The 25,924-nt window shown below is 46.6% G+C and carries 17 protein-coding genes and 1 pseudogene; all 18 read right to left on the bottom strand.

All coding sequences use genetic code 11. From position 1 onward, the window contains the following. The 18 genes and pseudogenes from SHK35_RS03560 to SHK35_RS03475 all read right to left on the bottom strand — a co-directional run bounded on the left by SHK35_RS03560 (nucleotide 1) and on the right by SHK35_RS03475 (nucleotide 25,917). Nucleotides 1-4,137: a glycosyltransferase gene (locus SHK35_RS03560; protein ID WP_318708604.1), complete on the bottom strand. Its 4,137-nt coding sequence runs from the start codon at nucleotides 4,135-4,137 to the stop codon at nucleotides 1-3. A 1-nt stretch (nucleotide 4,138) separates the two neighbouring features. After that, entirely contained in the window at nucleotides 4,139-5,605 is a 1,467-nt protein-coding gene (locus SHK35_RS03555) for an ABC transporter ATP-binding protein (RefSeq protein WP_318708602.1), read from the bottom strand. Nucleotides 5,606-5,622: 17 nt separating this feature from the next. Next, entirely contained in the window at nucleotides 5,623-6,402 is a 780-nt protein-coding gene (locus SHK35_RS03550) for an ABC transporter permease (RefSeq protein ID WP_318708601.1), read from the bottom strand. A 412-nt stretch (nucleotides 6,403-6,814) separates the two neighbouring features. Further along, nucleotides 6,815-7,750 carry a glycosyltransferase gene (locus tag SHK35_RS03545; RefSeq protein ID WP_318708599.1) on the bottom strand — a complete coding sequence of 312 codons (936 nt, stop codon included), beginning with the start codon at nucleotides 7,748-7,750 and terminating at the stop codon, nucleotides 6,815-6,817. A 63-nt stretch (nucleotides 7,751-7,813) separates the two neighbouring features. After that, the gene (locus tag SHK35_RS03540; RefSeq protein WP_318708598.1) at nucleotides 7,814-9,055 is read right to left on the bottom strand and encodes a glycosyltransferase; all 1,242 of its coding nucleotides are present in this window, start codon (nucleotides 9,053-9,055) and stop codon (nucleotides 7,814-7,816) included. 141 nt (nucleotides 9,056-9,196) lie between these two features. Next, entirely contained in the window at nucleotides 9,197-10,969 is a 1,773-nt protein-coding gene (locus SHK35_RS03535) for an LIC_10190 family membrane protein (protein WP_318708597.1), read from the bottom strand. A gap of 316 nt (nucleotides 10,970-11,285) precedes the next feature. Further along, nucleotides 11,286-12,902 (bottom strand): annotated as a pseudogene (locus tag SHK35_RS03530) (IS1182 family transposase). A 111-nt stretch (nucleotides 12,903-13,013) separates the two neighbouring features. Beyond that, nucleotides 13,014-13,391, bottom strand: a complete 378-nt coding sequence (locus SHK35_RS03525) for a type II toxin-antitoxin system death-on-curing family toxin (RefSeq protein ID WP_318702804.1) — start codon at nucleotides 13,389-13,391, stop codon at nucleotides 13,014-13,016. After that, nucleotides 13,388-13,630, bottom strand: a complete 243-nt coding sequence (locus tag SHK35_RS03520; protein WP_318702803.1) for a type II toxin-antitoxin system Phd/YefM family antitoxin — start codon at nucleotides 13,628-13,630, stop codon at nucleotides 13,388-13,390. Before SHK35_RS03520 ends, SHK35_RS03525 begins: the two co-directional genes overlap by 4 nt. Nucleotides 13,631-13,904: 274 nt before the next feature. Then, a complete protein-coding gene (locus SHK35_RS03515) occupies nucleotides 13,905-15,644 on the bottom strand; it encodes a hypothetical protein (RefSeq protein WP_318708596.1) in 1,740 nt (579 codons plus the stop codon). 64 nt (nucleotides 15,645-15,708) lie between these two features. Further along, nucleotides 15,709-17,826 (bottom strand): N-acetylglucosaminidase, encoded by a 2,118-nt coding sequence (locus SHK35_RS03510; protein WP_318708595.1) that lies wholly within the window; start codon nucleotides 17,824-17,826, stop codon nucleotides 15,709-15,711. Nucleotides 17,827-17,935: 109 nt separating this feature from the next. Then, nucleotides 17,936-18,673, bottom strand: a complete 738-nt coding sequence (locus SHK35_RS03505; RefSeq protein WP_318708594.1) for a glycosyltransferase family 2 protein — start codon at nucleotides 18,671-18,673, stop codon at nucleotides 17,936-17,938. Nucleotide 18,674: 1 nt separating this feature from the next. Further along, complete coding sequence (locus SHK35_RS03500) at nucleotides 18,675-19,571, bottom strand: NAD-dependent epimerase/dehydratase family protein (RefSeq protein ID WP_318708593.1); 897 nt, start codon at nucleotides 19,569-19,571, stop codon at nucleotides 18,675-18,677. Nucleotides 19,572-19,843: 272 nt separating this feature from the next. Then, entirely contained in the window at nucleotides 19,844-20,467 is a 624-nt protein-coding gene (locus SHK35_RS03495; protein WP_318708592.1) for a sugar transferase, read from the bottom strand. 11 nt (nucleotides 20,468-20,478) lie between these two features. Continuing rightward, the gene (locus SHK35_RS03490) at nucleotides 20,479-22,356 is read right to left on the bottom strand and encodes a polysaccharide biosynthesis protein (RefSeq protein WP_318708591.1); all 1,878 of its coding nucleotides are present in this window, start codon (nucleotides 22,354-22,356) and stop codon (nucleotides 20,479-20,481) included. Continuing rightward, nucleotides 22,353-23,345, bottom strand: coding sequence for a glycosyltransferase family 2 protein (locus SHK35_RS03485; protein WP_318708590.1), 993 nt, complete (start codon nucleotides 23,343-23,345; stop codon nucleotides 22,353-22,355). Before SHK35_RS03485 ends, SHK35_RS03490 begins: the two co-directional genes overlap by 4 nt. Beyond that, nucleotides 23,318-24,517 carry a glycosyltransferase family 4 protein gene (locus tag SHK35_RS03480; protein ID WP_318708589.1) on the bottom strand — a complete coding sequence of 400 codons (1,200 nt, stop codon included), beginning with the start codon at nucleotides 24,515-24,517 and terminating at the stop codon, nucleotides 23,318-23,320. The genes SHK35_RS03485 and SHK35_RS03480 overlap by 28 nt, the downstream gene beginning before the upstream one ends. Next, on the bottom strand, nucleotides 24,514-25,917 hold the full coding sequence (locus SHK35_RS03475) for a glycosyltransferase family 4 protein (protein ID WP_318708588.1): 1,404 nt from the start codon (nucleotides 25,915-25,917) through the stop codon (nucleotides 24,514-24,516). The genes SHK35_RS03480 and SHK35_RS03475 overlap by 4 nt, the downstream gene beginning before the upstream one ends. Nucleotides 25,918-25,924: the final 7 nt, after the last annotated feature.

The raw sequence follows: 25,924 nt of genomic DNA, 5'->3' as shown, positions 1-25,924 counted from the left end.
CTACTCAAAATCTTCTTGAATGATATTCCATACTGCATCAGTGCTGAATTTCTCGCGTACATATTTCTGGCTCTTCTCAGACATCTCTTTCAGTTGCTCTTCATCGGTATAAACATTGCAGATAGCCTCAACCAATTCTTGCGGCTTATCCTCTATCACTGCAATATTTTCAATTCCCTCAATTCCCTCTGCTCCAACTGATGTGGTGACAACCGGGATTCCATAATATAAGGCTTCCACTACTTTTCCTTTTACGCCCGCACCATATCGCAATGGAACAACTGCCAGCCGACTGGTTTGATAAAGCCTCTGCAGTTCTTCTTCCGAAACAAAACCTTTTACAATCACACCTTCCGATTTAATGTTTGTAATTTGCTCAGGCGCCTTAGAGCCTACAATATAAAAAGGAGCTTTAGTTCTCTTATAGACTTCAGGATATATCTTATCCAAGAACCACAACACAGCGTCTAAATTAGGGTCATGTCCAAACCCCCCTACAAACAAAAGTCCTTCTCGCTTGTCAAACTGATATGCAATATTCTTAAATTGCTCATACACATATGCGGTAATTGCTTTTACAGGTATACTGGCATCAATTTCATGAATTGCTTTTTCTTCCACGACGGACGGATAATAGTTCATATCCGCCTTGCGCATCAGATACAATTCCTTCTCAAGCCATTGGTTTGACTCCTCCAATTGCTTTTGTTCCCCATTCAATTCATACTCTCTTCTAATTCTCAAGAAATGCAAATCATGCCCATAATATATTATCTTTCCTTTTGCATTTTCCTTGATAAAATCAATGTATTTAACTGAAATATGAGGACGATTTAAATAAAAAATATCAAAGTAATTTATATTTTCTTTCAGCCATTTCTTCCAATTTTCCGCATATTTAGGGCCATATAGTACCAAAATACCCATTTGCTGTAATTCTGTAGTATAAGGTTCATGCTGATAGAAATTGTCGCCAAGAAACGTAATATGATATCCCTTTGATACCAGCATCTTCAAATACATAAATGTTGTCTTGCTTCCCGCATCCTTGTCGTACTGTGGAACATAGTGATCAATAAACAAAACATGCTTCTTATCCTTACTCCGATCCCTTGCAAGAAACACGTTTGTACCATTTTCGAAATGGTTTTTCTCCAACTCTTCCTTCCACTTCTCATGAAATTTTTTTTGGTTATCCACCTGATATTTCTTCTGGCCCGCATTTACATCCGTTCCGTTAGAAATACCTTCAAAATGTACTACAACAGACTGCGGCTGGTATACCACCTTGTAACCATGCCTACGCACTTCAAATGCCAGGTCGGAATCTTCACAATACGCCGGCACAAAACGTTCATCAAAGCCTCCTATTTCCCTCCATAAAGAGGTTCTAATCATGATGGCAGCTCCAGAAATATAGTCTACTTCTCTCACATAGTTAAACTCTGAATCATTGGGATTCTGACGGTTTCCATAGTTCCATGCAGATGCATCCTTCCACATGATTCCACCAGCTTCTTGCAGATATCCGTCAGCATATAACAGTTTAGAACCAATCATTCCAATTGTGGCATCTTTCTCCATTAACTCCACTAATGGTAACAACCAATTTTCCTGTACCTGCGTATCATTATTCAAAAATAAAATATATTTTCCTTTAGCCAGCTTTGCAGCGTTATTGCAATTCAACAAGAATCTCATATTGGATTCATTGGTGATCACTCGAATTCCTTCAATGATTTCTTCTATACGTACAGTCAAATCAGTGGAACAATCATTTGCTAATAGAATCTCATAAGTACACTCACCGCTGTTTTTCAGAATGGATTCCAGACAGTGGTAGGTATAATCAAATTGATTATAGGCAGGAATAATGATTGATACCTGTGGCGCATCAACAACTGGGAAATTCAGCTTGGCATATTCATTAAGCTCCTTCTCTTTTTCCGCTACCCGTTCTACTTTCAGATTCTCATTATTTAATGGTACATTTCTTGATTTCTCATATTCCTCCACTAAATTATAATGATTCTGAGCACTTTCTACGCCTTCAGTTCTTAAGATGGTAAAGCAGTTTTTAAGTCTCCTGGGATTCAACATTTTTAATGTCAAAATCGGATGCCGAACAGATTTTACCAATACTTTTATCAAAAATCTGCGCTTGCTGTTTACTGGCATCAAAAATAGACTGAACTTTCTAAACTTCAGTGCCAGTTTATATGTCTTGGAATTTTTTTCGCGCTCATACTCGCGCTCTACTTCAAGAAGCTGTTCTATATGACCTTCTTTGTTGCGGATGGTTTGCATTAATCCTTCTTTTTGTCTAACATCTTCTTCAGCATTCCTAATTTGATCCTCAATCAATTGTCGATTATTATTTTGGAGCCTTTCTATCTGCTTTTCTAATTGCTCAATATAAGAATTCTTTTCCCGATTCGTCTCCTGTACCTGATGTAACTCATCTGCGAGCTTCTTCCGTGCTATTTCAGCAGCCTCCTTTTGTTTTTCCAGAAGCATGTCTTCACAATAACGATTGCAATATCCGTCAGCGCCGTAAAAATCTGTCTGTCGATACAAAACATTCGACCAAATATATTCTTCCAATCTATCATACGCCGCTATTTCATCTTGTTTTATGCCAGCATACGCATACAACCCCTGTAATTTAACTGTAGTGCGGCAGTCTGCCTTTTGGTAAGCACTCTTCAAAGAATAATATAGGCAGAAATTCAAAGGAACTCTCTCAAAACACCATTCCTGATCATAAAAAATCAAGTTTTCCTCATGCCAAAAAGCGTTGTAAAACGTCATGTCAACAAAAGCTTTTTTCAAGATTATTCCATAGTCTACACCCTCATCTTGCAAGCCTTCTTTTACGATAATATTATTGATATTATAGTTTACAGTATCACTACTACGTAAAAGATTTTCTTTTAAGCTGTCAATGAGATGCTTTATTGTTTCTACGTCATTTCTGTCCAGCGCATCTTTAAATACGACCTGTGCGCCTTTTCCCACATACTTTCTGCTAGAAATCCTGCTTTCCACTCTTTCTATGGGTAAAACATGAACGCCTCTTTTTTCTAAGTATTGCGTATTCTCAACAATACTGTTAATATGGCTCTTCGCCTCTGCATGCATTGGTACTTTACACACTTCACCATCATTATAAATAACCGTACTCACACGGTATTCTTTGTACACTTCCCCCTTTGCAGAAACATGAGTCACATACTTTGCATCTAATTCTTCTTGGGAGGCTTCTACCAAAAATGAATTTGCAAAAAATGGAAATACATCATTCTCTATAATATCTCTATATAGCTCTTTTTCATCTGTTATTAAACTGCTGTTCTTCGCATACACAAATGAAATCTTTTTTAAATTCATGTAGTCCGGCTTATAATCGTCAGCAAAAACCAATTCCGGAAATTTATAATCTGGCAACACACTATAAAATCGTTGATACCGGAATCCAACCTTTTTAAGTAACTCTTCCAATTCTTTTTTTGAAAAGGTTCTAGGAGTACGTGCTCCCTTATATCCACTTATACCCGCAAAAGGAATCTGCAAATGATCTTCTGCAGCTCCCAGCCAGTATTTCAGGCCGAACCTGTTTTCAATAGCAAATAAGATTTTACCATCCCTTTTGAGCCGTTTCTTTATACTCAGTAAAAAATCATCATATGGTGTGCTACTATCAGAAAAAACAGCTGCATACTCAATGACTCCAATAAAGACAGCATAATCAAAAAGCTCATCACTTTCCCAATCATTAATATTCTCACTGATAACTGTGAGATTTCTCCTATCTCTGTAACGAGCTCGAATTACCTCCGCTCTAAGTTGATTCATCTCTATAGCTGTCACGCGTTCCGCATGATTACAAAGCATGCCTGTGATAGCCCCCATACCTGCACCAATTTCTAAAATGGTAGCATTTTTCTTAAAAGAGTACCAATTCAAAATATTTTCTCTGACTGATGAAAAAGTATTATTCAGTGTATAAGAACTATCATGTGCAATATAATCCTGAGATAAATCTTCTGGATATTTCTGGGCAATCTCCAGCATCTTTCTCTCTGTTTCATCTCCGTCAGAATACACCTTTTTATTTTCTTGCTCCTTCAGTATCATCCTATTCTCCTGCAAGTTGCTTATTTATAGGTATTTTTTTGCCATCAACAATCCATTCATGTTCCATAATCATTACACCAGCATCCGTTACATTTTCCGTTACTGATTCAAATTCAATCAAACTATATATATTATCAATAAAGCTTTCATCTTCTGCTCTAATGCGGACATCCAAAACGTACTTTCCTTGCATCAAAATATTCTTGGCTGTGAATTTTACCGTCCCCTTATCTTGTGACTTTAACATTTTTTTGCAATCCAACCTGACCGTTGAGCCATAGCAAAATACCCCATCCAGTCTCGTAATCCCAATAATGAAATTAACATCCTCTCCTGCTTTTCCAGAATAGTCCATCTCAACAATAATATCTTCGCCAATCTGGAAGCTGACCGTTTCTTCTCCATTTCGATTCATCAACCTTACACGGTCATACTTTACAACCCATGTTCCCTGACGTCTTGCTCCAGGTCTACAAAATGGAGTCAATGCCTTAGCTGTTTCATTGATTTCTATTTCCTTCTGCTTCCGCTGCATCTCGGCCAGTTCTTCCCTGCGCCTTTTTTCCGCTTCTTCCTTTCGTTTGCGTTCTTCTTCTTTTAATTTCTTTTCTTCTTGACGCTTTTGCTCTTTTTCCTGCTCAATGCGCAGCCTTTCCTGCTCTTCTCTGATTTTCTGTTCCAGTTCTTCTCTCTTCTGTTTATTCTCTATTTCAATACGGTCCAGACGTCTGCCCTCCATGGCAGCCAAGTATTCCTCACCAATGATTCTGGGGGCTCCTTCTTCTTTAATCAGTCCGTCTTCAATCCAAATCAATCTGTCGCATATCCGATACATTTGATCCATAGAATGGGATACAATCACAATAGTAGTTCCATTGGACTTTATCTCTTTTAGCTTCTCGAAGCATTTTTTCTGGAATGCAGAATCACCTACTGCCAGAATCTCATCAATCAGCAAAATATCTGCATCTACATTGATGGCTACAGCAAAAGCAAGTCTCATATACATGCCGGAAGAATAAGTTCTAACCGGTTGGTCAATAAATTCCTCTAGTTCAGAAAAACGTATGATATCAGTCAAACGTCGGTCTACTTCCTTTCTAGTAATGCCGAAAATTGACGCATTTGTATAAATATTCTCTCTTCCCGTCATATCTGGATGAAAGCCTGCACCCAGTTCAATCAAGCTTGATACCCGGCCTTTGATATTGATACTACCTTCATTTGGATAAAGAATCCTTGTAAGAAGTTTTAATGCAGTACTCTTGCCGCATCCATTCTTGCCAATGATACCGACAGCCTCTCCCCGATACACTTGAAAGCTAATCCCCTTGAGTACCTTGACATTCTCATGCTTGTTTCGGGATGGATTTACAAAACGCTCCTTAAAAGAGAATGCTTTGTCCATGTATGACTTAAATTCCTTTTTTACGTCTTTAACATCTATAACAATTTCCTGTGTATTCATATTAGCATTGCCTTTCTCTACAATTCTTCAGCGAAATTGCGATCCAATCTCCGGAATAGCCCAAACCCCAAAACCAAAAAAAACAGGCTAGTTAATCCAGACTGTAGCAAGCACTGTGTGGTTGGCGCAACACGATAATACAAAATATCATGATATGCAATAATAATGGGAGTCATCGGATTGATATAGAACAGAGATCTCAGTTGTTCCGGAATATAATCCATATCATACATAATAGGAGTCAAATAAATCCATGCCATCATAAGTACACCAACAATCTGTTCTAAATCGCGAAAATATACTGTTACTGCAGACACAACAAAAGCAATGCCCAGTGCTAATAAATACTCAATAATCATAATCAAAGGCAAATAAGGAAGAACACTCACACTAATTCCCCAGCCAGACAAAAGAATAACTCCGAACACTATAATAAAACTCAGCAGCATATTAACAAACGCACTGGTAACATAAGAAATAGGTATTACTTCACGTGGAAAATAAATCTTCTTTACCATATCAGCCTGAGCTCTAATACATGTGCTTCCTCCCTGTATTGAAGTATTAAAGAAAACCCAAGGCATCATCCCAATGGTCAAATAGAGATAGAATTTCTCTATGTTAACCTTAAAGATAACGGAAAAAACTGCAGAATAAACAATTATTTGGCAAAGAGGATTTATATATGTCCATAGAAACCCTAAAACGGAGCCCTTATAGCGGCCTCTTAGCTCCCGGCGTACTAAACTATATATCATATCTTTATAAGCAAATATTTCTTTGATTCTCTGTAACATTAAAAACTCCTTAAACCGAAAATAGTATCTTAATTAGTGTCTGCCAAATAAACACGCCTATACGCAGATCAATACCTTATATTTTTAAAACATTCCAAGTCCCATGTAACCCTACCGTCTGAAAAACTTGTAGATAACTGCCATTCTCCCCGATGTTTTGGAGATGGCCTCTTCCCTTAGCGAAATATCAGCTAATTTTCACCAATGAAAAATAATCCTTCTGGCTTTTACCTGACTCCATTCAGGAAATTAATAGCTTAGAAAAGTGCAATATACCGCGAGACACAAGCCGCATTTGAGATAAATATCTCATTGTTTGTGCCTCCCCTATCATCGGTATCTCGCAAAAATACCATACCACACATTATCTTTGATGGCAATATTCTATCTTTGTGTTTAAAGCATATAAGCTTTATCCCCTCTGCCTCACAATCATCAAATCACAAACCAGCGTTGCAAGCCTCACATTTCCCCGGTTCTCCCTGGCATTTTTCAAAACCCTTCCAATCTTTCCCGACTTTAAGGCCTCGTATCTTCCCTCCATGGAAATCCGCTTTTCACTAAGGGCTTTCCTGCCTCTCTTAGTTTTCAGTGCTCCTTCCCCTTCAAATGCCTCTAAAATTCTCAAATATTCCTCTATTTCTCTCAGCTTCCGCTCCTTATTCAGAAGCTTCTTCAATCTGTGCTCTTCGCCGCCTGCATTGCTTTCGTGCCTTCTGTGCCAGGCAAGCTCCTCATCCAGCTGCCAAAATCCTTCCTCCTCAGCCGCTGCCGCACAGACAAAAAAATCATGAGGAACCGAAAGCTTTTTTCTCTCCTTACGGCTGCGGTACCATTCATTCCGATAGGCAACCACCATTCCCGGCCATTCACATTTGTAAAAAACATCCTCCACAGTAACGCGCTTCCAAGTGCTGCTGCCCTTACTCTTTGCAGGCTGCATTATTGTATGGATCTGTTCCCCCTTTGCATCAATCAATCCAAATTTACAGCATACCGCTTTAGCCCCAGGATGGCTCTCCATACCCTGAAGCATCCGCTCCAGCTTCTCTTTGGCCCAGACGTCGTCCTGATCTGAGAGAAATACAATGTCACAGTCACACAACTCCATGGCGTCGTAAAAATTTGCGGGATACCCCTTATTTTTCTCGTTTACATACAGCTTCCACTTCTTTTCCAATCGGTTGTTATTTATAAAATCACGTACAAGCTCAACTGTGCAGTCCGCAGAACCGTCGTCACAGAGGATTACCTCATCTGGCCGCCTTGTCTGATAAAGAATAGATTGCAGCTGCTCTTTAATATATTCCTCTCCATTGTAAAGACCCATACATACGGATATTGTCATCTCTATACCTCTCTGCCTGTCGAGGCGTGCATCCATTTCTATTTGACGGGAGTTTTCTAACTTTTATCTCTTCTCCAGCAATCCCTTGTACAGCTCCATATACGCTTCTGTCATTTTTTCTGTGGAATTTTCCTTCTCCATCACAGCAGCCAATGCTTTTCCACAAAGCAGTCTGCTCTCAGGGGAAAGAGCCCGCTTCACCGCCCGGGTAAAAGCTCTCTGATCCCCTGCTCTCACCGCAATTCCTCTTCCCTCCGCAAGCTGCTCCGGAATTCCCCCCACAGCAAAGCCCACCACCGGCGTTCCACAAGCCATAGACTCCAAAGTCACCGTGGCATAGTTTTCCGCCAGAGAAGGAAGTACAAACACATCCGCCATACTATAATATTCTGCCAGCAGTTCCAGGTCATCCGTGGCTGGCAATGGAATGATATTTTTTGTTCCTTCCAGCAAAGCATCATTTTTCTTTTCCCATCCAATGAGAATAACTTTTGCCTCACCTTCCAGATCTCTGGCCAGCTGTATAATATATTTCGCCCCTTTTCTTGGGTCGCCATAGCCTGCTGCGATCCCAAGCACAAGCCGTTCCTTTTCCTCATAGCCGTGCTTTTTCCTGCACGCCGCCTTATCCCGAGGGAAGAAGGTGTTCTTTACATCTATCCCATTTGAAATGGTCACACAAGGATATCTGCCAAAAAAGGATTTTTCCGCCTCCTTTGTCAGCCAGCGGGACGGCGTTACGATCACCTTTCTATCCCCTTCTGTAAACATTTTCTGTTTCCTTTTCCACATATAATGGGTAAAATCAAAAAACTGGCTGGCAGGATAATTATGAATATGGGGACAGCTTCCACAACCTGTTTTCCATTTCTCGCAGTCAAAATAGTACCCACAGTTTCCCGTAAAGGCGTGACAGTCATGAAAAGTCCAGACACAAGGGATCTGTTTTTCATTTAAATACCCAAAAAGCATAGGAAAATTCAAATAATACCCATGAAGGGCATGCAGATGGACGATATCAGGACGTATTTTTTCCATGTAGGCAATCAGCCTTCTGGTAGCAGCTCTGTTGCTCCAGCCGTTTATTCCAATCACCCGGCTCACAAGAGCGGAAAAATAAACCTCCCATGGCCTGTCAAAACAATATAGATTCTGGGCAGCCGCCTCTGCCTCCTGTATTTTTTTCCCCCTCCCATATGCCACATATGACTTTTGTCCCTCTTTTAGAAGCTGTCCGTGAATACAGGCTGCAATTCTCGCCGCACCTCCCTGATTGTAATGACTGTTTATCTGTAAAATGACCATTTTCGCCTCGCTAAAACCCATTCTCTGTGAACTTTTGAATACAGGGAATGCCTGTCAAAGTATTATAGCGCATTTTTCCCTTCTTGACCATAACTATCTCCCACTTTTCTGTATTCATGCAAAATCCCCTGAACACCCTCCTTACTCAAACATATTCTCCTCATACACCTCTCCATAAGTAGACACAAAAGCCTCCCTATATTCCTCCTTCATACGAAAGCCCTCCTTGAGGGTCTCTCCCCGCAGCTCAATCTTATCCAGTCTGGCAGCGTAGGGTGTGGAGGGAAAGGCATAATATCCAGCCTGGTCTCCCTGGTCGGGCACATAGATGACCTGATCTCCCAAAAAATATTCCGTACAAGCCAGGCTGTCATAATCCGCACATATTTTTTCGTAGCTTAAGTCTCCTGTCACAGCCCCTTTTCCCAGAGGCCAAATAAAAACGATCACTGCTGTGGCCATTGCGCCGGAAAAAATCCAGTCTCTTTTTATAAAGGCCGAAGCCCTTTGGGCCAACAGCCCAAGGATATAAAAGGGCAGAAGGGTCAGGTATATCATGCCGTACCTGGGGGAGGGCGCGCCGAAAAACCAAAATCCCATGCTGCAAAGCATGGTGCCGCAGACCAGCATAAAATTCCAGTCCTTCTTTTTTATGCCCATCCACAGTCCCACAGGCACTGACGCCGCCCCGGAAAGTATGCTGGCAAAGAACAAAGCCTTCAGCTGGGCACTCAGCCCGGAAAACCAAACGGGAAACCATTCCCTAAAGGGTGTGTCAAAGAGCCTTACATCATTCAGTCCCCATCCCCATGCCTTGATTTCATTCCGGTCAAAGGCAAGGGTATAGGCGGGCATTTTCCAATCCGGCGAAAACAAGTCCAAAGCCTCATAAGGGTACAAAAGATAGCCGGAAATAATAACGTTGCGTGCCAAAAAGGTCGCTATAATCAAAAGCCCCGATGCAATATATACCGCTATGGTTCCCCATTTCTTCTGCCGGATCAGCCATACGGCAGGCAGGAGAGTTAAAAGCACAATCATGGCCGCCGACAGCTTTAAAGACACCGCAAACACCCCAAGCAGGCACAGTTGGGCATAGGGTGCGGTTTTCTTTTCCCCATCTTCCAGTGCAGAAACCCATTTGATCAGAATGTACGCCGTAAACCCCAGGGCCGGAAAATCGGAGCCGGGAGAGCTGATAAGTAAATAGCCAAAATCATTTGTATAAAGAACAAAAAGTGTTAACCGCAGAAAATCAGAGGCAAAGAAGCGACGCTGTCGAAAGGCCTTCATGGAAAACACCCCGTAAGAGAGAAAAACCAGGGCGATAAATCCATTCATGCTGTGCAAGGATTGTCCCACCAGAAACTTCAGGCTAAAAAGCGCCTGCAGACAAAAAAAGGAGCTGTTGTACGCCAGCCTGTTATGCAGATTTCCAAGCCCTGGCACCACCCCATACTCCTCAATCCACCGAATGCTCTGCGCATGGTACAGATAGCTGTCATAATGCGTGACTCTCCCACCGGAAAGTGCAAGCACAAAAAAGCACAGGGCAAGAAACACCGCTGCCCCAAGCAGGTTCTTTCTGGCGCTGCAAAGACTTTTCACTGCCTTTTTTATTAACTTCTGCAAATCTCTCCTAAGCACAAAGAAAAGAACCAGATTTCCCAAAAGCAATAGTGCGCTTGCCAAAAGCCCCACCTTATAAAACAGACTAAATATCTGGGCATATACCGTCAAAAGGCAGAGACCGGACAGCACAGTCATGTCAAGACTTTCCTCCGCCTCCCCGGTAAGACGCTTTAAAAGCCGTAAAGCTCCTTTTCCCCAAAGCCAGGCCGAGCCTCCAATCCAAAGCCAGCTTAATGATACAAGCAGCACTTTTGCAACCTCCATAAGTAAAATTTGTTTCACGCTTCTGTTTCCTGCCCTGCAGGATTCCCGCTCCTATTATAGCTTTTTTCATGAATATTACAAGCAAAAAATCACCCGGCGAGCCACAAACAGCCTGCAAGTCTCATAAATCGAGCAGGAGGAAGTGATTAACTCCCGTCCTCTCATGGCACCTTACGTCAGATGGTTATATGAAAATCGTTAGAGTAGGCTTTTTGTATGCCCTAATTTTGTGAGGAGCATCAGAAACTGGAAAGCCAACGTTACGAAAAGTAAGGACGGAATCCAGCAGCCAAGCGCATCTGATGTCTCTCTGCCATTCCTGCCACTCTAAAATTTATGCGGAACGCGGTAACAGATGGCATGGAAAGAGATGTCTTCCAGTCCGATTTTTTTGTATCTTAGCATGGAGTTTATTAAGATTATAGCCTATACTAAGTAAAAGTATCTCCAGTTTTACTTTGGTTTTCCCCCGCAGCAGAAATCTTTGAAATTCATAATCGTTTTTCAGAACTCCGAAGGCTCCTTCCACCTGGATCGAACGGTTCATCCGGTATAGAATCCCTTTCTCGCTCAGGATATTTTCATATGATTCCTGACGTTTCTCTAAAAAACTTTTTGAGACATATAACCGTTTATTCCCTTTTGCTTTCGTACATTTCTTTTTATAAGGACAACCCGTACAATCTTCGCATTCGTAGACAGTTACTTCTGATTCATAGCCGCTCTTGCTTTTCTGCTTTTTCAGGAAAAGCGGACGCAGTTTTTTCCTGGCATGGCAGATATAAGTATCGGTTATTTCATCATACTCCATGTTTTCACGCTTACTGATATCTTCCTTAAAACTCCTCTTTTTCCACTTTTCATATGTCTGCGGTTTGATGTACGGCTTTTGCCCCTGCTTTCGCAGATAGGTATATCCTTCTTCGCTTTCATATCCGGAATCTGCCGTTACACTGGGATAACGAAATCCAAGCTTTTCTTCCATTCTTTGTAAGAAAGGGACAAGAGTCCAGACATCATTGCGGTCCTGAAAAATATCCGCCGCCACAATGTATTCACTGTCCACCGCAATCTGTACATTATATCCCGGTTTCAACTGGGCATTGCGCATATGGTCATCTTTCATGTGCATGAATGCAGCGTCCGGATCGGTTTTGCAGTAATTATTTCGTCCCTGGAAACTGGCGGTGTGCCAGCCGTAGATTGTCTGACGTTCCAGAAAACACCGGAACAGCTCCAGGTATTTCTGATTACGGCTTTTTCTCTTCCCTCTGCCATAGACAAAAACGGTATGCTGTTCTTCGCAGACCTGTTCCAGAAACCGGCATATCTCCTGAAGATCCTGTGTCCTTGTGGATTCAGTTGCCTGGAAGCTTTGTATGTATTCCTGATTCAAAAGAGAAACTGCCTCCTGTATTTTCTGGAACATTTTTGCTTCCCATTTCCCTATGGATTTTTTCCAGACGAAAGTATATTTATTGGCGCAGGCTTCCAGCTTTGTACCGTCAATGAATACCGTTTCTTTTGACAGCTCACCACTTTCCTAAAGACGGCGGACCATCTGATAAAAAAGATTTTCGCAGGCATCCGCCAGAAAGCCGGTACGGAAACGGGCAATCGTGCTGTGGTCGGGAGCTTTCTGTCCGGCAAGCAGCCACATAAAGTTAATGTCACGTCTGCATGCTGTTTCAATCTTTCTGGATGAATAAATATTTTGGGAATACGCATAGGCCAGGATCTTGAACATGGTCTTAGGATCCACTGCCGGATTTCTGCCTTTGGCAGAGTAAGCCTGATACAGCAAGCTGTAATCCAATCCCTCCAGTTCGTGGCTCAGCAGTCGGACAGAATCATCATCAGGAACCAAACCTTCCAAATTTAATGGCAAAACCAGTTGATAAGGCTCGCCGAATTCGGTATAATTTTTATGGTATTTTTGGTTAATAGGCATATCTAATTATACCATAGATTACGGGCTCTTCGGGGTCCGTTTTCTGTTTTCAGGAATAAAAAGGGAGCCATTGCTCCATAGATGATTACTCATCTATTTTGCAACGGCCCCTTAACTCTGGTGTTCAAGAATCCAGCGCAGCAAGTCCGTTGCTTCAATCTCTCCGGCGGCAAGCTGGAGGATCACATCTGAAAGCTCTGACTGTGAATGCTGCAGTTCAATGCCGTTGAGAGCAAGAAACACAAGCATTGCGTGTGCGCCAATTCGTTTGTTTCCGTCCACAAATGGATGGTTTTTGACAAGGCCGAAGCAAAGCCGGGCCGCCTTTTGCTGGAGAGACGGATACATATCCTCCCCACCAAATGTTTGAAACGGAGCATTCAGCGAGGAGTCCAGCATTCCTTCATCGCGCAGACCGGACAATCCGCCAGTCTCAGCAATAAGTTGGTCATGGATAAGAAGAATCTGGTGCTTGGAAAGTCTAATCATTTGGCGAGTACCTCGTAAGCCTGACGGTTCTTCTCAATCAAGCGCTTTGAAATAGACATAACATCCTCATCGGCAGCAATCTGCTCCTGCTCTGCCGCAGAGAATTCTACGACAAGGTAGCGGGGAACATTGTTCTTTAATATGACGACAGCACCGCTCTCATCTACAAGACGTGCCACCTTGGAGAAGTTCTGGTTTGCTTCAGTAATAGAAACAAGGTTATTTGTATTGATGTTCATAGGAAAACCTCCTTTACTTTCGATACTTTTATTATATCCAAAAATAGGAGAAATTCAACCTATTCGTTGCAATTTTTTTATGACCCAGGGACGGTCAAAATCTCTGCAGCCTTTCTTGTGGGAACGGGCACGGCGGTGCGAGAATATTACAAAAAAATCATCTTGTAACCCCAAAACGGCCTGCGGGCATCGCACCACGCACAAACGGCATAGCCCTTAAAGCTATGCCGCATGCACCAAATCAAATTTTCTGTAACAGTTCGGCCTCACCCGTTTACAAAATATCCGGCGACCATTCAATATCCACATCACCGCTGCTGTCACCGCCGTCCGAGCTGCCGGAGGAGCTTCCTCCACCAGAAGAGCCGGAATCCGTGCTTCCGGAGCCTCCGCTGCTGTCTCCGCCACCGGAAGAGCCGCTGTCACTGCTTCCGCCGCCCGAGGAACCGCCGCCCGAATCCTGTGCGGGAGGCTCAGGGGTGGGAGTAGGTGTGGGCGTAGGAGCCGGTGTACTGGAGGTTCCTCCCGAGCTCTGCCCGGAAGAGGAGCCCGAACCAGAAGAGGAACCTGAGCCAGAGGACGAGGAACCGGTGGAACCGCCCGAGTTAGTGCTCTGGCTGGTAATGGTTCCTATGCCAAAGGTTCTTCCGCTGCTGCCCTCAGCGCTCTCACCACTGCTTTGGCTTCTCTTTTCTGCCAAAAATGTCTCCCGTGCCTGAGCATAAGCCTGGAAGGGATCCTGCTCCAGCAGCTCCTCAAGGCTTCCTGCGCTGACCCAGGTATTTCCGTCCAGATACTGAAGCTCACCGTCAAAGATTCTCACGCCGGCCTGGCCCTGAGAAGGCTCCTGGGTGCCGTTTTCTTCCTCTGTGCTGTTTTCATCTGTGCCATTTTCCCCATCCATTGCCGCATCCTCCTGGGCCTGACCTGCGTCCGCCGCCTCGTAAAGCGTATAGCTGGGATAAACTCCAACTCCCAAAGCGTCAATGGAAAAAAGATATCCCTCCGCCTGGGTATCTCCCGAAAGCTCTGCAAAAAGGCAGTCGCTCTCATCCTCCCCATAGGCAAACACCACGGCCCGCTCGCTCTCGCTTTCCGAAAGCAGCCTTGCAATGGAAGCCTCAGAGGGCTGCTCCAGAGTGGTCTTTCCCTCACTGTCAAAGGCTCCCGTGTAGGTTACATAGGAGAGGCCCTCACGGTTGCTCCACAAATCAAAGGCGTCTCCCGCCTCCGAGCCCTGATGCACAGCCGCAGTATACTCCCCTGTAACCACATTGTTTGAAAAGGTGCCCTGCTCCCTGTAAACATCGCCTGTTGCGCTGTTTATGGTCCAGATTTCAAAGGCGCCATTATATGCTCCCTCCGCCAATCCGGTGGTCAGCACCTGCACCACAGCGCCTGCTCTGGACACAAAGGTCACCTGGTTTTCTCCACTCACATACCATACGTTGGAGAAGGAATTCCCCGCTGCGTCAAATCCAGCCTGTATGGTCAGCGCCGCCCGCTCGTCCTGCTTTAAAAAATAATTTCTCTGTCCCTGATAAAGCTTGGGCATCATGGTGTCCAGCCATTCATCGCTGGCAATCATGTGAACGGCTTCCCCCAGATATTCCGACAGCTCCAGATTCTGCAGCATGGTCTGGGCCTCCGCCTTCACGCCTTCCTCTTCCTCATCCAGATTCACCGCCAGTCCCTGCAATGTCTCAAAAGCCTGGGCGTCCTCATATAAACGGTAGCTCTCCTCCAGCATATCTCTCTGTCTGCGGATCAGTCCCGCCTCCCCGTAAAGCCCGGCCAGAGCCTGATAATCCTCCATGGTAAATTCACCTGTATTGTATTTTAACTCATAATCGAGAATTTCTCTTTCCGTATCCGAAAGGGCCGGTTCGGGGGAAATCACCGCAACCTCAGAGCTGGTTCCCGCACCGCTTTCCTCACTGCCATCCCCGCAGCCTGTAAGCATGGCTGCAAGAACCGAGCCTGCAAGCAATCCATAGATTAATTTTTTCCTCATCTCCTCATCCTTTCCTGTCTAAAAAGGTTAACCTGTTTCCGCTGTTCCTTTCTCCTGTCATTCCTCAGCCCGCTGCGTCTCCGTCGCTGATAAGCTGTCTCAAAAATAAATCTGCGTCAGAGCCCTGGGGATAGGTTCCCATCTGCAAAAGCTGCTGTGCCAGAGAATAAATGCTCCTTGCCACCACAGGGCCATAAAGGGTAATCTGAGCCCCGTCCTTTTCCAGCACAATATAGCCTCTAAAGGCATACTCCACCTTATATTGGTTGGCAGGCAGCCCCACCAGCACCGAGGTAAAGTGATATCTTCCTCCGGTGGTAGCATAAATCTTATCCTCCAGGCCGCCGCTTGCGTTGGTGCCATAGGACATGCCGCTTAACACCTTCTCCCCTCCCTTGATCATGGGATAGGAGGCTCTGTTGGCGTTGTTCATCACGAGAGTGCCATATTCCTTCAGCTTGTAACCGTTCACGCCCCCTGACGTGAGCGCAGCTCTTACATCCGTAGAGATACCGGTCTTAAAGCGGATGCCGGAATTTCCTGTAATGCGGATGGAAAATCCGTGGTAGGTCAAAAGATCCGCCAGTCCCGGCTGAGCCGTAGCCGTATAGGCGTTATTGGCATAGCTTAATGTCCACACATACATCCCCACAGGCACCCCTGACTCGTTATAGCGGTAAACCACCGCCGTTTTTGCGCCGGTATCCGGCGCCTTCACCACATATTTCCCATTCTGGGCCTGTGCTGTATAGGCAACGCCGTCCAGATACACTATGGTATCGCTGTAGCCCTGGGGATACTCCAGAATCACATCCGTGGAGGCTGTGGGCATGGGGCATGCCCCCTCTGGCATATTCTCGTAAACGGGAATTTTAAACACAAAGGTGTTTTCCAGCGAATTGGCGCTTGCATACAAATTTTTCATGCTTTTTCCCTCGCTGGTAGGGGCAGAAATATTCTGCATATATTGATGGGTATACAGGGCATAATAGCCATTGGGGTTCACATTATATTTCTGGAGATACAGGGTATCCTGTCCTCTCTTAATATAGTTGGCGGAGATCACGTCCGCCCCTCCCAAAATGGAAAAATAGGCATCCGTCCACCCTTTCTCCTTGGCATATTTCAAGCCATTTTCAATCACCTGGGTGGTGCTGGTTCCCGTTGCGCCCACATTGAAATAATTATAATATCCTTCATAGCCCGGATAGGTTCCCGAGATCAGGCCGGATGTGCCCTGTCCCTGCTCCTGGTATACTCTGGCCGCCAGATGAAAAGGACTCACCTCTCTGCCCTCCTCCGCTCCAATGGCCCAGAAGATATGGGCAAAGGTCATACTGGTTCCCGGCGCGTATTGGCTGCTGTTCATAAAGGTATTATTCAAAAAGGTCTCCACAGCAGCCTCCGTATGATAGGTCTTATTATAGGTCAAAAGCTCAAACTGGAACACCGCATCCTCTGTCAAAGCATTTCTGGGGTCCATATAGTATTCCAGAATTTCCTCCGTGGCATAAAACCAGTTTCCATCATCGTATGCCCCCGCCTTGGTATAATCGGGGAAGGTTTTATACACAAGGCTTCTCCCTCCCTGGAGCTGATTGTAAATCACAGTATCCCAGTCAAGACCCGTATTCATCTTCACAAAGGTCCAGTTGGGATGCTTCTGCTTCAGAGCGGTAAGGGCTGCCTGATAGCTTGCGGGAAACTGTTCGATGTCCACATACCTCTGGGTTCCGTCTGCAGAGTAGGCAACCACATTTGCCGCAGGATTCATTCCGTAGCTTGCTTCCCACTCCAAAAATTTTTCATCGGAGCACGCCAGAAAGGACCGGGGAATATATCCCTGATACTCCTGGGTTCCGTACAGCAGGCTTACGTACTCCCAGACCTCGTAATTATCGTCCACAAATACATCCTTGATCTCCACCATCTGTCCGCTGGGTACGGTTACCAGTACCTCCGCGTCATAGGAAGCCTGCACACGCACAGGATATTCATCGCTCAGATACACCAGCGCCATGATATCCCTCTCTTGTACAATTTCTTGAAGCGCCCCTCTGGCCTCCTCAACCCAGACAGCGGTTTCCTCATCCAAAGCATGGGCTTCATAGGTGAATGCACCGACCGAAAACAAACCAGCCATTAAGCATATGGTACCTAACAACAATAAAAATTTTTTCATGAAGTCACTCCTTTGTACCTGTTAACGCCTCCATGCCGTATCATAACATAGAAATTCCCGTTGTCCACTGGAAATATCTGTGTCGCAGAAGGATTTTATCGAAAAAGAATTATCCAAAAAGAAATTTAAAAGCCTCAATTCCCACACATTCTGCAAAATACCATCTGCTGTAGCCGTTGATGCGGTAGCAGTAGAGGTATCTGTCCCGAATACGCCTTGCGGCCTCCTTTAAGCTTTTGCGGCTGCTTGCTCCCCCCAGATAAAAATCTGCCAGCACCCGATCCACAGTGACGATTTTCCGTCCCTGGCGCACCATCTGCAGATAAAAGCCGTAATCGTCATGGATGCCCATATCCCGGAAGGGGTTCTCCTTATAGAGCCTGGCCCGCACAAAGGTGGTGGGATGATTCCAGTCCCTGGAGGTCTGAAATTTACGCAGTCTGGCCTTTTTTACAAAGCTGCCGCCTCCTATCCGGTGTATTCGTATATTAGCAAACATCAAATCACATTTTTGGCTCTGAAAGGTCTCCACAGCAGTTTTTACCGCCTCCGGCTGGTAAGTGTCCCCGCTGTTTAAAATCCCTATGAGTTCTCCTTCTGCCAGACGGATTCCCTTGTTCATGGCGTCGTAAATCCCCCCGTCCGACTCGCTTATAATGTGATAGGAAATGCCTTTTTGGGCAAATGCGTCTCGGTAAGTCTCAGCTTTATCAACTGTCCCGTCACTGCTTTTCCCATCGATAATCCAATATTCCGCAGGCGCCTCCAGCTGTGCCAGCACAGATTCTATGGTAGCTCCTATACAGCGCTCGCTGTTAAATGCAATGGTGATAATACTCACTGTCATTTCAAACACTCTTCCTTATGCTCTCTGAAAAGGAATATTTCCGATATCCCTCCGGGCCCTGATCAATCCCCAGGTCAATGGTCAAGGAACCAAATGCCTTGCCTGCCATCCCCCCCGCTTTTCCAGGCAGAACCCGGGCCAGTCTCACAAAAGGATTCAACGCCCTGACGAGCCGAATTTTCTTTCCCCTGGCAGTCCCGATCTCCTTTACCAGTTCAGCGGTGGACACATACTCCTCGTTTTGCGGGAAAAAGATTCCCCCTTCCCCGCTCTCTGTCAAAAGGCGGATAAATTCCGCCAGATTTTCCACATAAATCATGCTCCGCCTGTTTTCAATGTTTGGAAAAAAGGGAAGCCTTTCTGCAAGCTTTACCAGCATGGGGAAATTCCCCTTGCTGCCTTTTCCGTAAACCATGGGAAGTCTCAGGATTGCCACATGAAAATCCTCCGTTTCCAATTCCTGCAAGCCCAGCTCCCCCTGGTATTTACTGTCCCCGTAAAAGCTTGTAGGCGCGGGCTTTCTGTCCGCCGTAATATGCACATTCCGGCAGGCCTTCCCACTCTCCCCGTAGACAATCACGCTGCTTAAGTAAATAAACAAAGGAATGCCAGCCTGCCTTGCCCATTTTGCAGTCTCCACCGTAAGGTCCCTGTTTACCCGGTAATAGAGGGCCTTGGTTTCCTCGGACACGCCGCTTATATCCGCATGGGCAATTCCCGCCACATGCAAAAGAGCGTCCCATTTTGATTCCCCGTCCGGCTTTGGGAAGCCATCCCTCAAGGAAATCTTATCCACCTGGTACCGCCCTTGTCCCTCCACCTCATTCCACTGCTCCAGATACGCCTCCACCGCATTTCCAATATAACTATGGACGCCGGTTATCAATAAATGTTTCATGCTGCTTCCTTTTTCCAGGTAATTTTAATAAAAATTTTGAAATTTTGCTATTCCTGCTTTTGCGTGGGGCACGCTTCCACACAGACACGCTTTCGCTCCGAGCTGACCGCAGCGGTACATAAGGCTGCAGAGGACACAGCCTAAGTACCGGCGGCCAGCAAGGGTCTGTTTAGGAAGCATCCCCCACCCAAAGGAAATCTGCCAAAATTACCAGATTTACAATGATCTACAATGTTGATGGCAAAAGGTATTTCTGTCACAAGTAGTTAAAATTATTTGTGACAAGACGGCTTTTTCTCCTCCTCAAGGCTTCCCGTGCCGCCCTCCACTACGCCGTCTCCTCGAAGCACCTTAAAAAACGTGCCGAAGAAGCATCTGCAGTCCATGGGAAAGCCCATCCGTTTCACATATTCCCCGTCCAGGGCCGCCTTCACCGGAATCTCCAGCTCATCTCTGCCGTTGATCTGCGCCCAGCCCGTAAGACCGGGGCGCACATCGTTCGCCCCGTATTTGTCCCTCTCGGCAATCAGGTCATATTGGTTCCACAGGGCGGGCCTGGGTCCCACCACAGCCATGTCCCCCTTTAAAATATTGATGATCTGAGGCAGTTCATCCAGGCTGGTTCTGCGCAGGAAGCGGCCCACCCGGGTGATATACTGCTGTGGGTTCTTTAAAAGATGGGTAGGCATATCCTTTGGCGTATCCACCCGCATGGTGCGGAATTTCAAGATCATAAAGTGGGTCTTATGGATTCCCACCCTTTTCTGGCGAAAAAGCACCGGTCCCTTGGAATCCAGCTTTATGGCTGCTATCAGCAAAAGAAACACCGGGGACAAAACTATCATCCCCAAAAGGGCCATCATAAAATCCATTCCCCGCTTAAACCTCGGATACATGAGCTTCCTCCTTATTCCTCATAATGATAGGTGGGCACGATTTCCCGCACCAAACGCCTGATATCACTTTCCTCATCCAGAGATGCCTGTCTGAGACGCTCCAGCTGTTTTTCAAACACATCCGCATCGTACTCTATGGGACGGCCGATATAGATCATCTTGTTGGCAGTCTCCTGCAGCCCCTCCTCATTCATGAGAAGCTCCTCGTACATTTTTTCTCCCGGGCGCAGGCCGATAAACTCGATCTTGATATCCTCCCCCACCCGGTAGCCGGAAAGCTTGATCAGGTTTTTGGCCAGATCCACAATCTTCATGGGCTCTCCCATATCCAGCACAAAGATTTCTCCTCCCTTTGCGTAAGCGCCCGCCTGAAGCACCAGAGACACGGCTTCGGGGATGGTCATAAAATAACGGATGATATCCGGGCTGGTAACGGTCACTGGGCCGCCCTGTTCAATCTGCTTTTTAAACAGCGGGATCACGCTGCCGTTGCTGCCCAAAACATTTCCAAACCGCACCGCCACATATTCCGTCTTTGAGCTGCGGTTTAAATTCTGAATGATCATCTCGCAGATACGCTTGCTGGCTCCCATGATGTTGGTAGGGTTCACCGCTTTGTCCGTGGAGATCAGCACAAAGCGCTTTGTCCCGTACCTGTCCGCCGCCGTGGCCACCTTATAGGTGCCGAACACGTTATTTTTCACAGCCTCGTTGGGGCTGTCCTCCATAAGGGGCACATGCTTGTGGGCCGCCGCGTGATACACAATATCCGGCCGATATCTCTTAAAGATCTCATTGACTCTGGCCGTATTCCTTACAGAACCGATGAGCACTACCATGTCAAGCTTTGGATATTTCTGCTTCAGCTCCTGCTGGATTTCGTAAACACTGTTCTCGTAGATATCAAAAATCACAAGCCTCTTGGGGGCATGCTGGGCAATCTGGCGGCACAGCTCGCTGCCGATGGAACCGCCCCCTCCGGTAACCAGCACTACCTTGTCCTTTACATAGCCCATGATCTCCTCCACATTGACCTCAATGGGGTCCCGGCCCAGCAGATCCTCAATCTGTACCTCACGGAGCTTTGAAACATTCACATCCCCGTTGATGATCTGATACATGCCAGGGAGGATGCGCAGCCTGCATCCTGTCTCCTTACAGATTTCCAGAATGGGCTTTAGCTTCTGTCTGCTGGCGGAAGGAATGGCGATTATGATCTCATCAATATTGTACTTTTCCACGTTGTCCGGAATGGACTCCCGGCCGCCCACAATGGGAACTCCACGCAGATATTTCCCGTGGCATCCCGGATTATCGTCAATGGCGCAGGCCACGTGGATGCTCAGATAGCTGCTGCTTTCTATTTCCTTTAAGATGGCGTTTCCCGCAGCCCCGGCCCCTACAATCATGCAGTTGACCCGGGACTTTCCCCCAAAATGATGGAGTCTCCGGTTCTGGAGTATGCGCAGAATGCGGTAGCTGAAACGGACGCCACAGGTGAGAAGCATGAGAAAAAAGCCGTAAAAGAAGGGATAGCTGGTAGGAAGGCGCACGCCCTCTATCCAAAAGATCACCGGCTGCATAATGGAACAAATCACCACCGCAATGGCATTGTTCACCAGCTCCGTGTCGGAGGCATACCGCCACACACTATTATAGAGCTTGAAAATGGCAAACACCACCGCCACGATCACCGCATTGTACCAGTAGGCGTCAAGCACCGCCACCCAGAATTCCCTGGGCACATCCATGAATTTGAAATCATAGCGCACATAGAGGCTTAACACCGAGGCCACCAGAATGGAGACCATGTCGGACACCACCAAAAGCGCAATCCGCGTCACCGGTATCTTCAGAATACCTACCCTGATATCATTCAACCTTTTCATAATCGTTTCACCTTTTTGTGTATCCGGCGCACTGTCTTAGGAGCCGCCGCAAGAAGCGTCAGATAAGCCTTATTTTGGGGAGTGAGAAAGGGATTTGCCATTCCCTCTGCCCAATATCTTCTAAGATACCCCTTTATCCGGCCGTATTCCTGATTCTCCCCCTTCATTTCCGAAATCGGAATGTGAAGCATATAGTCCAGCCGCTGGTAAAGGCCGAAGCGTCTGGCCTGTTTGTAAAGAGCCGGATAATGTTTTTTAACCAGCTCCATCACCATGTCCGCATTGTCCACATTGTCGGAAAACACTCGGGAAAATCCGGTATTTCTTCTGGTATTGCTTCCCATTCTGCAAAAAACATGATATCCCCGCTCTGGCAGCGACACAATGCCGCCTATGTCCGGCAGCATCTCCACCAGCAGATGAAAATCCTCATTCAGCACACCCTCCGGAAAGCGCCGTCCCTGAAACACCTCTTTTTTCAAAAGCTTGGTGCAAAAGGAGCAGTCTCCTCTGTGCAGAAGCAGTTCCCGCAGGAAATCCTCCGGTTCTATGCACTCCGGCGAAGAAGGAGGAACGCAGATATCAGGAAGTCTTTCTCCCTCCTGGGAAATCTCATCTCTGCCAATCTGGGCAGCCTTCACCCCGTATTTCCCAAGAGCCTCCTGCAAAAGTGCATACATATTATACTCTACATAGTCATCGCTGTCCACAAAACCCAGATATTCGCCTCTGGCCTGTTCTATTCCAAGGTTTCTGGCGGAGGAGGAGCCTCCGTTTTCCTTGTGGAACACCCGGATTCGTTCATCCTCTGCCCCCAGGCTGTCGCACAGCTGCCCGGTGCCGTCGTTGCTTCCGTCATCCACCAGAAGGATTTCCAGATTGGGATAGGTCTGTGCCTGCAAGGACGCCACACATCTGGGCAGATATTCTTTTACATTGTAAACCGGAACAATCACACTAATCAAGGGTTTTTCCATTGCTTTCTCCATTTCATCCGCCTCTCTGACAGCACTGGGGCAGGAGAGCAGGGTCCTGTGAGAGGCGGCGTGAGGGAAATCTCCCCGGCTGCCTCCCCCTTCTCCAAAAAGCCCAGTCTGACGCAGAGCCCCAAAAGCCGCCTGGCCGCTGTGGAAGCATTCCACTCCTGGGTAATGGTCTCTATGGCATTTGTGCCAAGCCTTCCGCACAGCTCCTTGTCCTGCAGAAGCCTCTCCACTGCGGCAAACAGCTCTTTTTTATGCCCATCACGGTAAATCAGTCCATTTTTGCCCTGGCTGATCAAAAAGGGCACAGCTCCTGCCATATGACCGGCGGCCACCGCGCAGCCGCTGTTCATGGCCTCGTTTACCACAGCGCCCCAGCCCTCCATGCGGTCGCTGGTCATCAAATAGATCTGGGCCTGCTCCATAAGGCGGCGTATTTCCTCCGGCCTGCGGTAGCCCAAAAGCCTGACCCGCTCCTTAAGCCCGTACTCCTCTATTCTTTCTCTCACAAGGGGCTCCAGCTCTCCGCCCCCCGCCAGCTCCATCTGAAAATCGTATCCCTTATCCCTCAGGTATCTGGCAGTCTCTATGGCAAGCTCAGGATGCTTCCAGTCAAGGAATCTTCCCGTCCATAGAATGCTGCCCTGCTTTTTTTGGGCCATCAGCTGATCCACAGCATACTCCCTGGTTTCCGGAAAATATCCCCAGCGAAGCAGCTTTCCCGGATAAGCCCTCACAATATGAAAATCCGAAGCTGCGTAAGCTCCGGCACAGAGCATATACACCGGCTGCCTGCGGTATCTTGTATGATCCTGATACTTTTTCAAAAGCCCTCTGGGGGACACCGCCTTCCACTGCCCGCTTTTATACAGCCGCTCGCTGTAGCGGATCACAGGCTTTCCCAAATCCAATCTCTCCCTTATGTAGCCCTCTTCATCCGTGCCTCCAAAAAATACCACTTTGGCCTCAGCAATCAGCCTTCTGCAGGCCTCCTGCTCATGGTAGTACAGTCTCAGGTAAGGAGCCTGGATGTCCTTACTCCATCCCATTCTCACCCGCTCCTCCTCCATGGGCTCGGTCTGGACAAAGGCAAAGTCTCCCCCCAAAAGCTCATACATGGCGTTGCAAAAGGGAATCTGATGATGGTTCAGATAATTGGATACGAATACAAATTTCATCCCCGTGTCTGCGGCACTCCTTTCTTTTTCTCCTGAATGTCTGCATATATCTCCGTCAATTTCCGGTAATTTTTCTCTCTATCATGGGTTTTTTCTGCATGATCTCTTGCATTTTTACAGTACTGAAGCATTTTATCTGTATCCCGCCACATTTCCAGCACCGCCTCTGTAAGCCCTTTTACAATTTCTTCCAGCTCCGGCTCATGGCCGTCAAAAGAATCACGCATGTTATCAAAAGAATTTTCCTTTGTGCGGAAGCCCCTGTACAAAATGCCGTCCGTCCCCCCTCGGAAAATGCTGGGGATTCCCCCCACATCGGCGCTGACACAGGGCATTCCCAGGATCATGGCCTCTCCTAGGGAATTGGGAGAGTTTTCTATGGTGGAGCAGCAGACGAAAAGGCTGCTTTTTTGATAGCGTTCCTTCATCTGCGCCGCATTCAGCTTTCCCAGAAACTCCACGCAGTCCTTAAGCCCCCCTCTCTCTATCAGCTCCTGCAGATACCTTCCATAGGCGGAGATTTTCAGCTTTTCCTTAAGCCCCCCTTCTCTCACAATACAGTTTCCTGCCACGGACACCTTCACCTGCGGATGCCTTTCTCTGATGGCAGGCAGCGCCAGAAGCAGGTAATGCAGGCCCTTCACAGGATAATCTCCCTGGCTTACAAAAATGGAAAAGGGAACGCACTTCTCCTTCTTCCAGCAGCCCTCATAAAAGGGCTCCCGCAGCGTTTCATTCATACTGTAGTAAACCGCATCAGGATTCCATTCTTTGGCATAGTGCCTGTCCCATGCGGTTCTTCCCGTGATATTTCCCGCAAGTCCAAGGGCCTCTGTCTCCATACGGCCCCTGGCCGCAAACTTCTCCTTCTGGCGCGGAATGCTGTCCCTTTTTAAGAAATCCCGCAGGGTAATGCGGCGAATCACCCTCCCCGGCATACTGGCAAAATACGTGTTGGCATAAACGGCGCACAGCCCCTGAATCCCTACTAACAGCCGCCCTTTATCCGGAAAGGCTCTGCACATGGCCAGGGTATGGGGGTATTCCGTTCCAAAGCAGTGTACCACATCCGGTCCAAAATCCGCCGTAATTTTCTCCATAAGCCGCTCTATGCCAGGATCATACTGCTCAGGCCGGGCGGTATCCTCATAAAATCCATAACAATGAAGGGTGCCTTCTCCCACCTGAAGGACTCTGGAAAACACAGTTTCCCTGTCCTCTATCAGGCCGTCCCTCAAAGAGACCGGAAAAGCCGCCGCCAGCACAATGCCGTTCTCTTTCTGCCTTTTGAGCACCTGGCCCATCAGCCCATCCAGCCACCCTTCCTTATTTGTGGACTCCTGCCCAAAGCGCCTGGCCGCAGCAGGCGGCATGAAATTACAAAGCCACAATATCCTCACAGCACAT

Source organism: Candidatus Acetatifactor stercoripullorum (assembly GCF_944382095.1).
In the GTDB taxonomy this organism is placed as follows: Bacteria; Bacillota; Clostridia; order Lachnospirales; family Lachnospiraceae; genus Acetatifactor; species Acetatifactor stercoripullorum.
The sequence above is the reverse complement of the archived record's forward strand: the minus strand, read 5'-3'. Positions and strand labels throughout refer to the sequence as shown.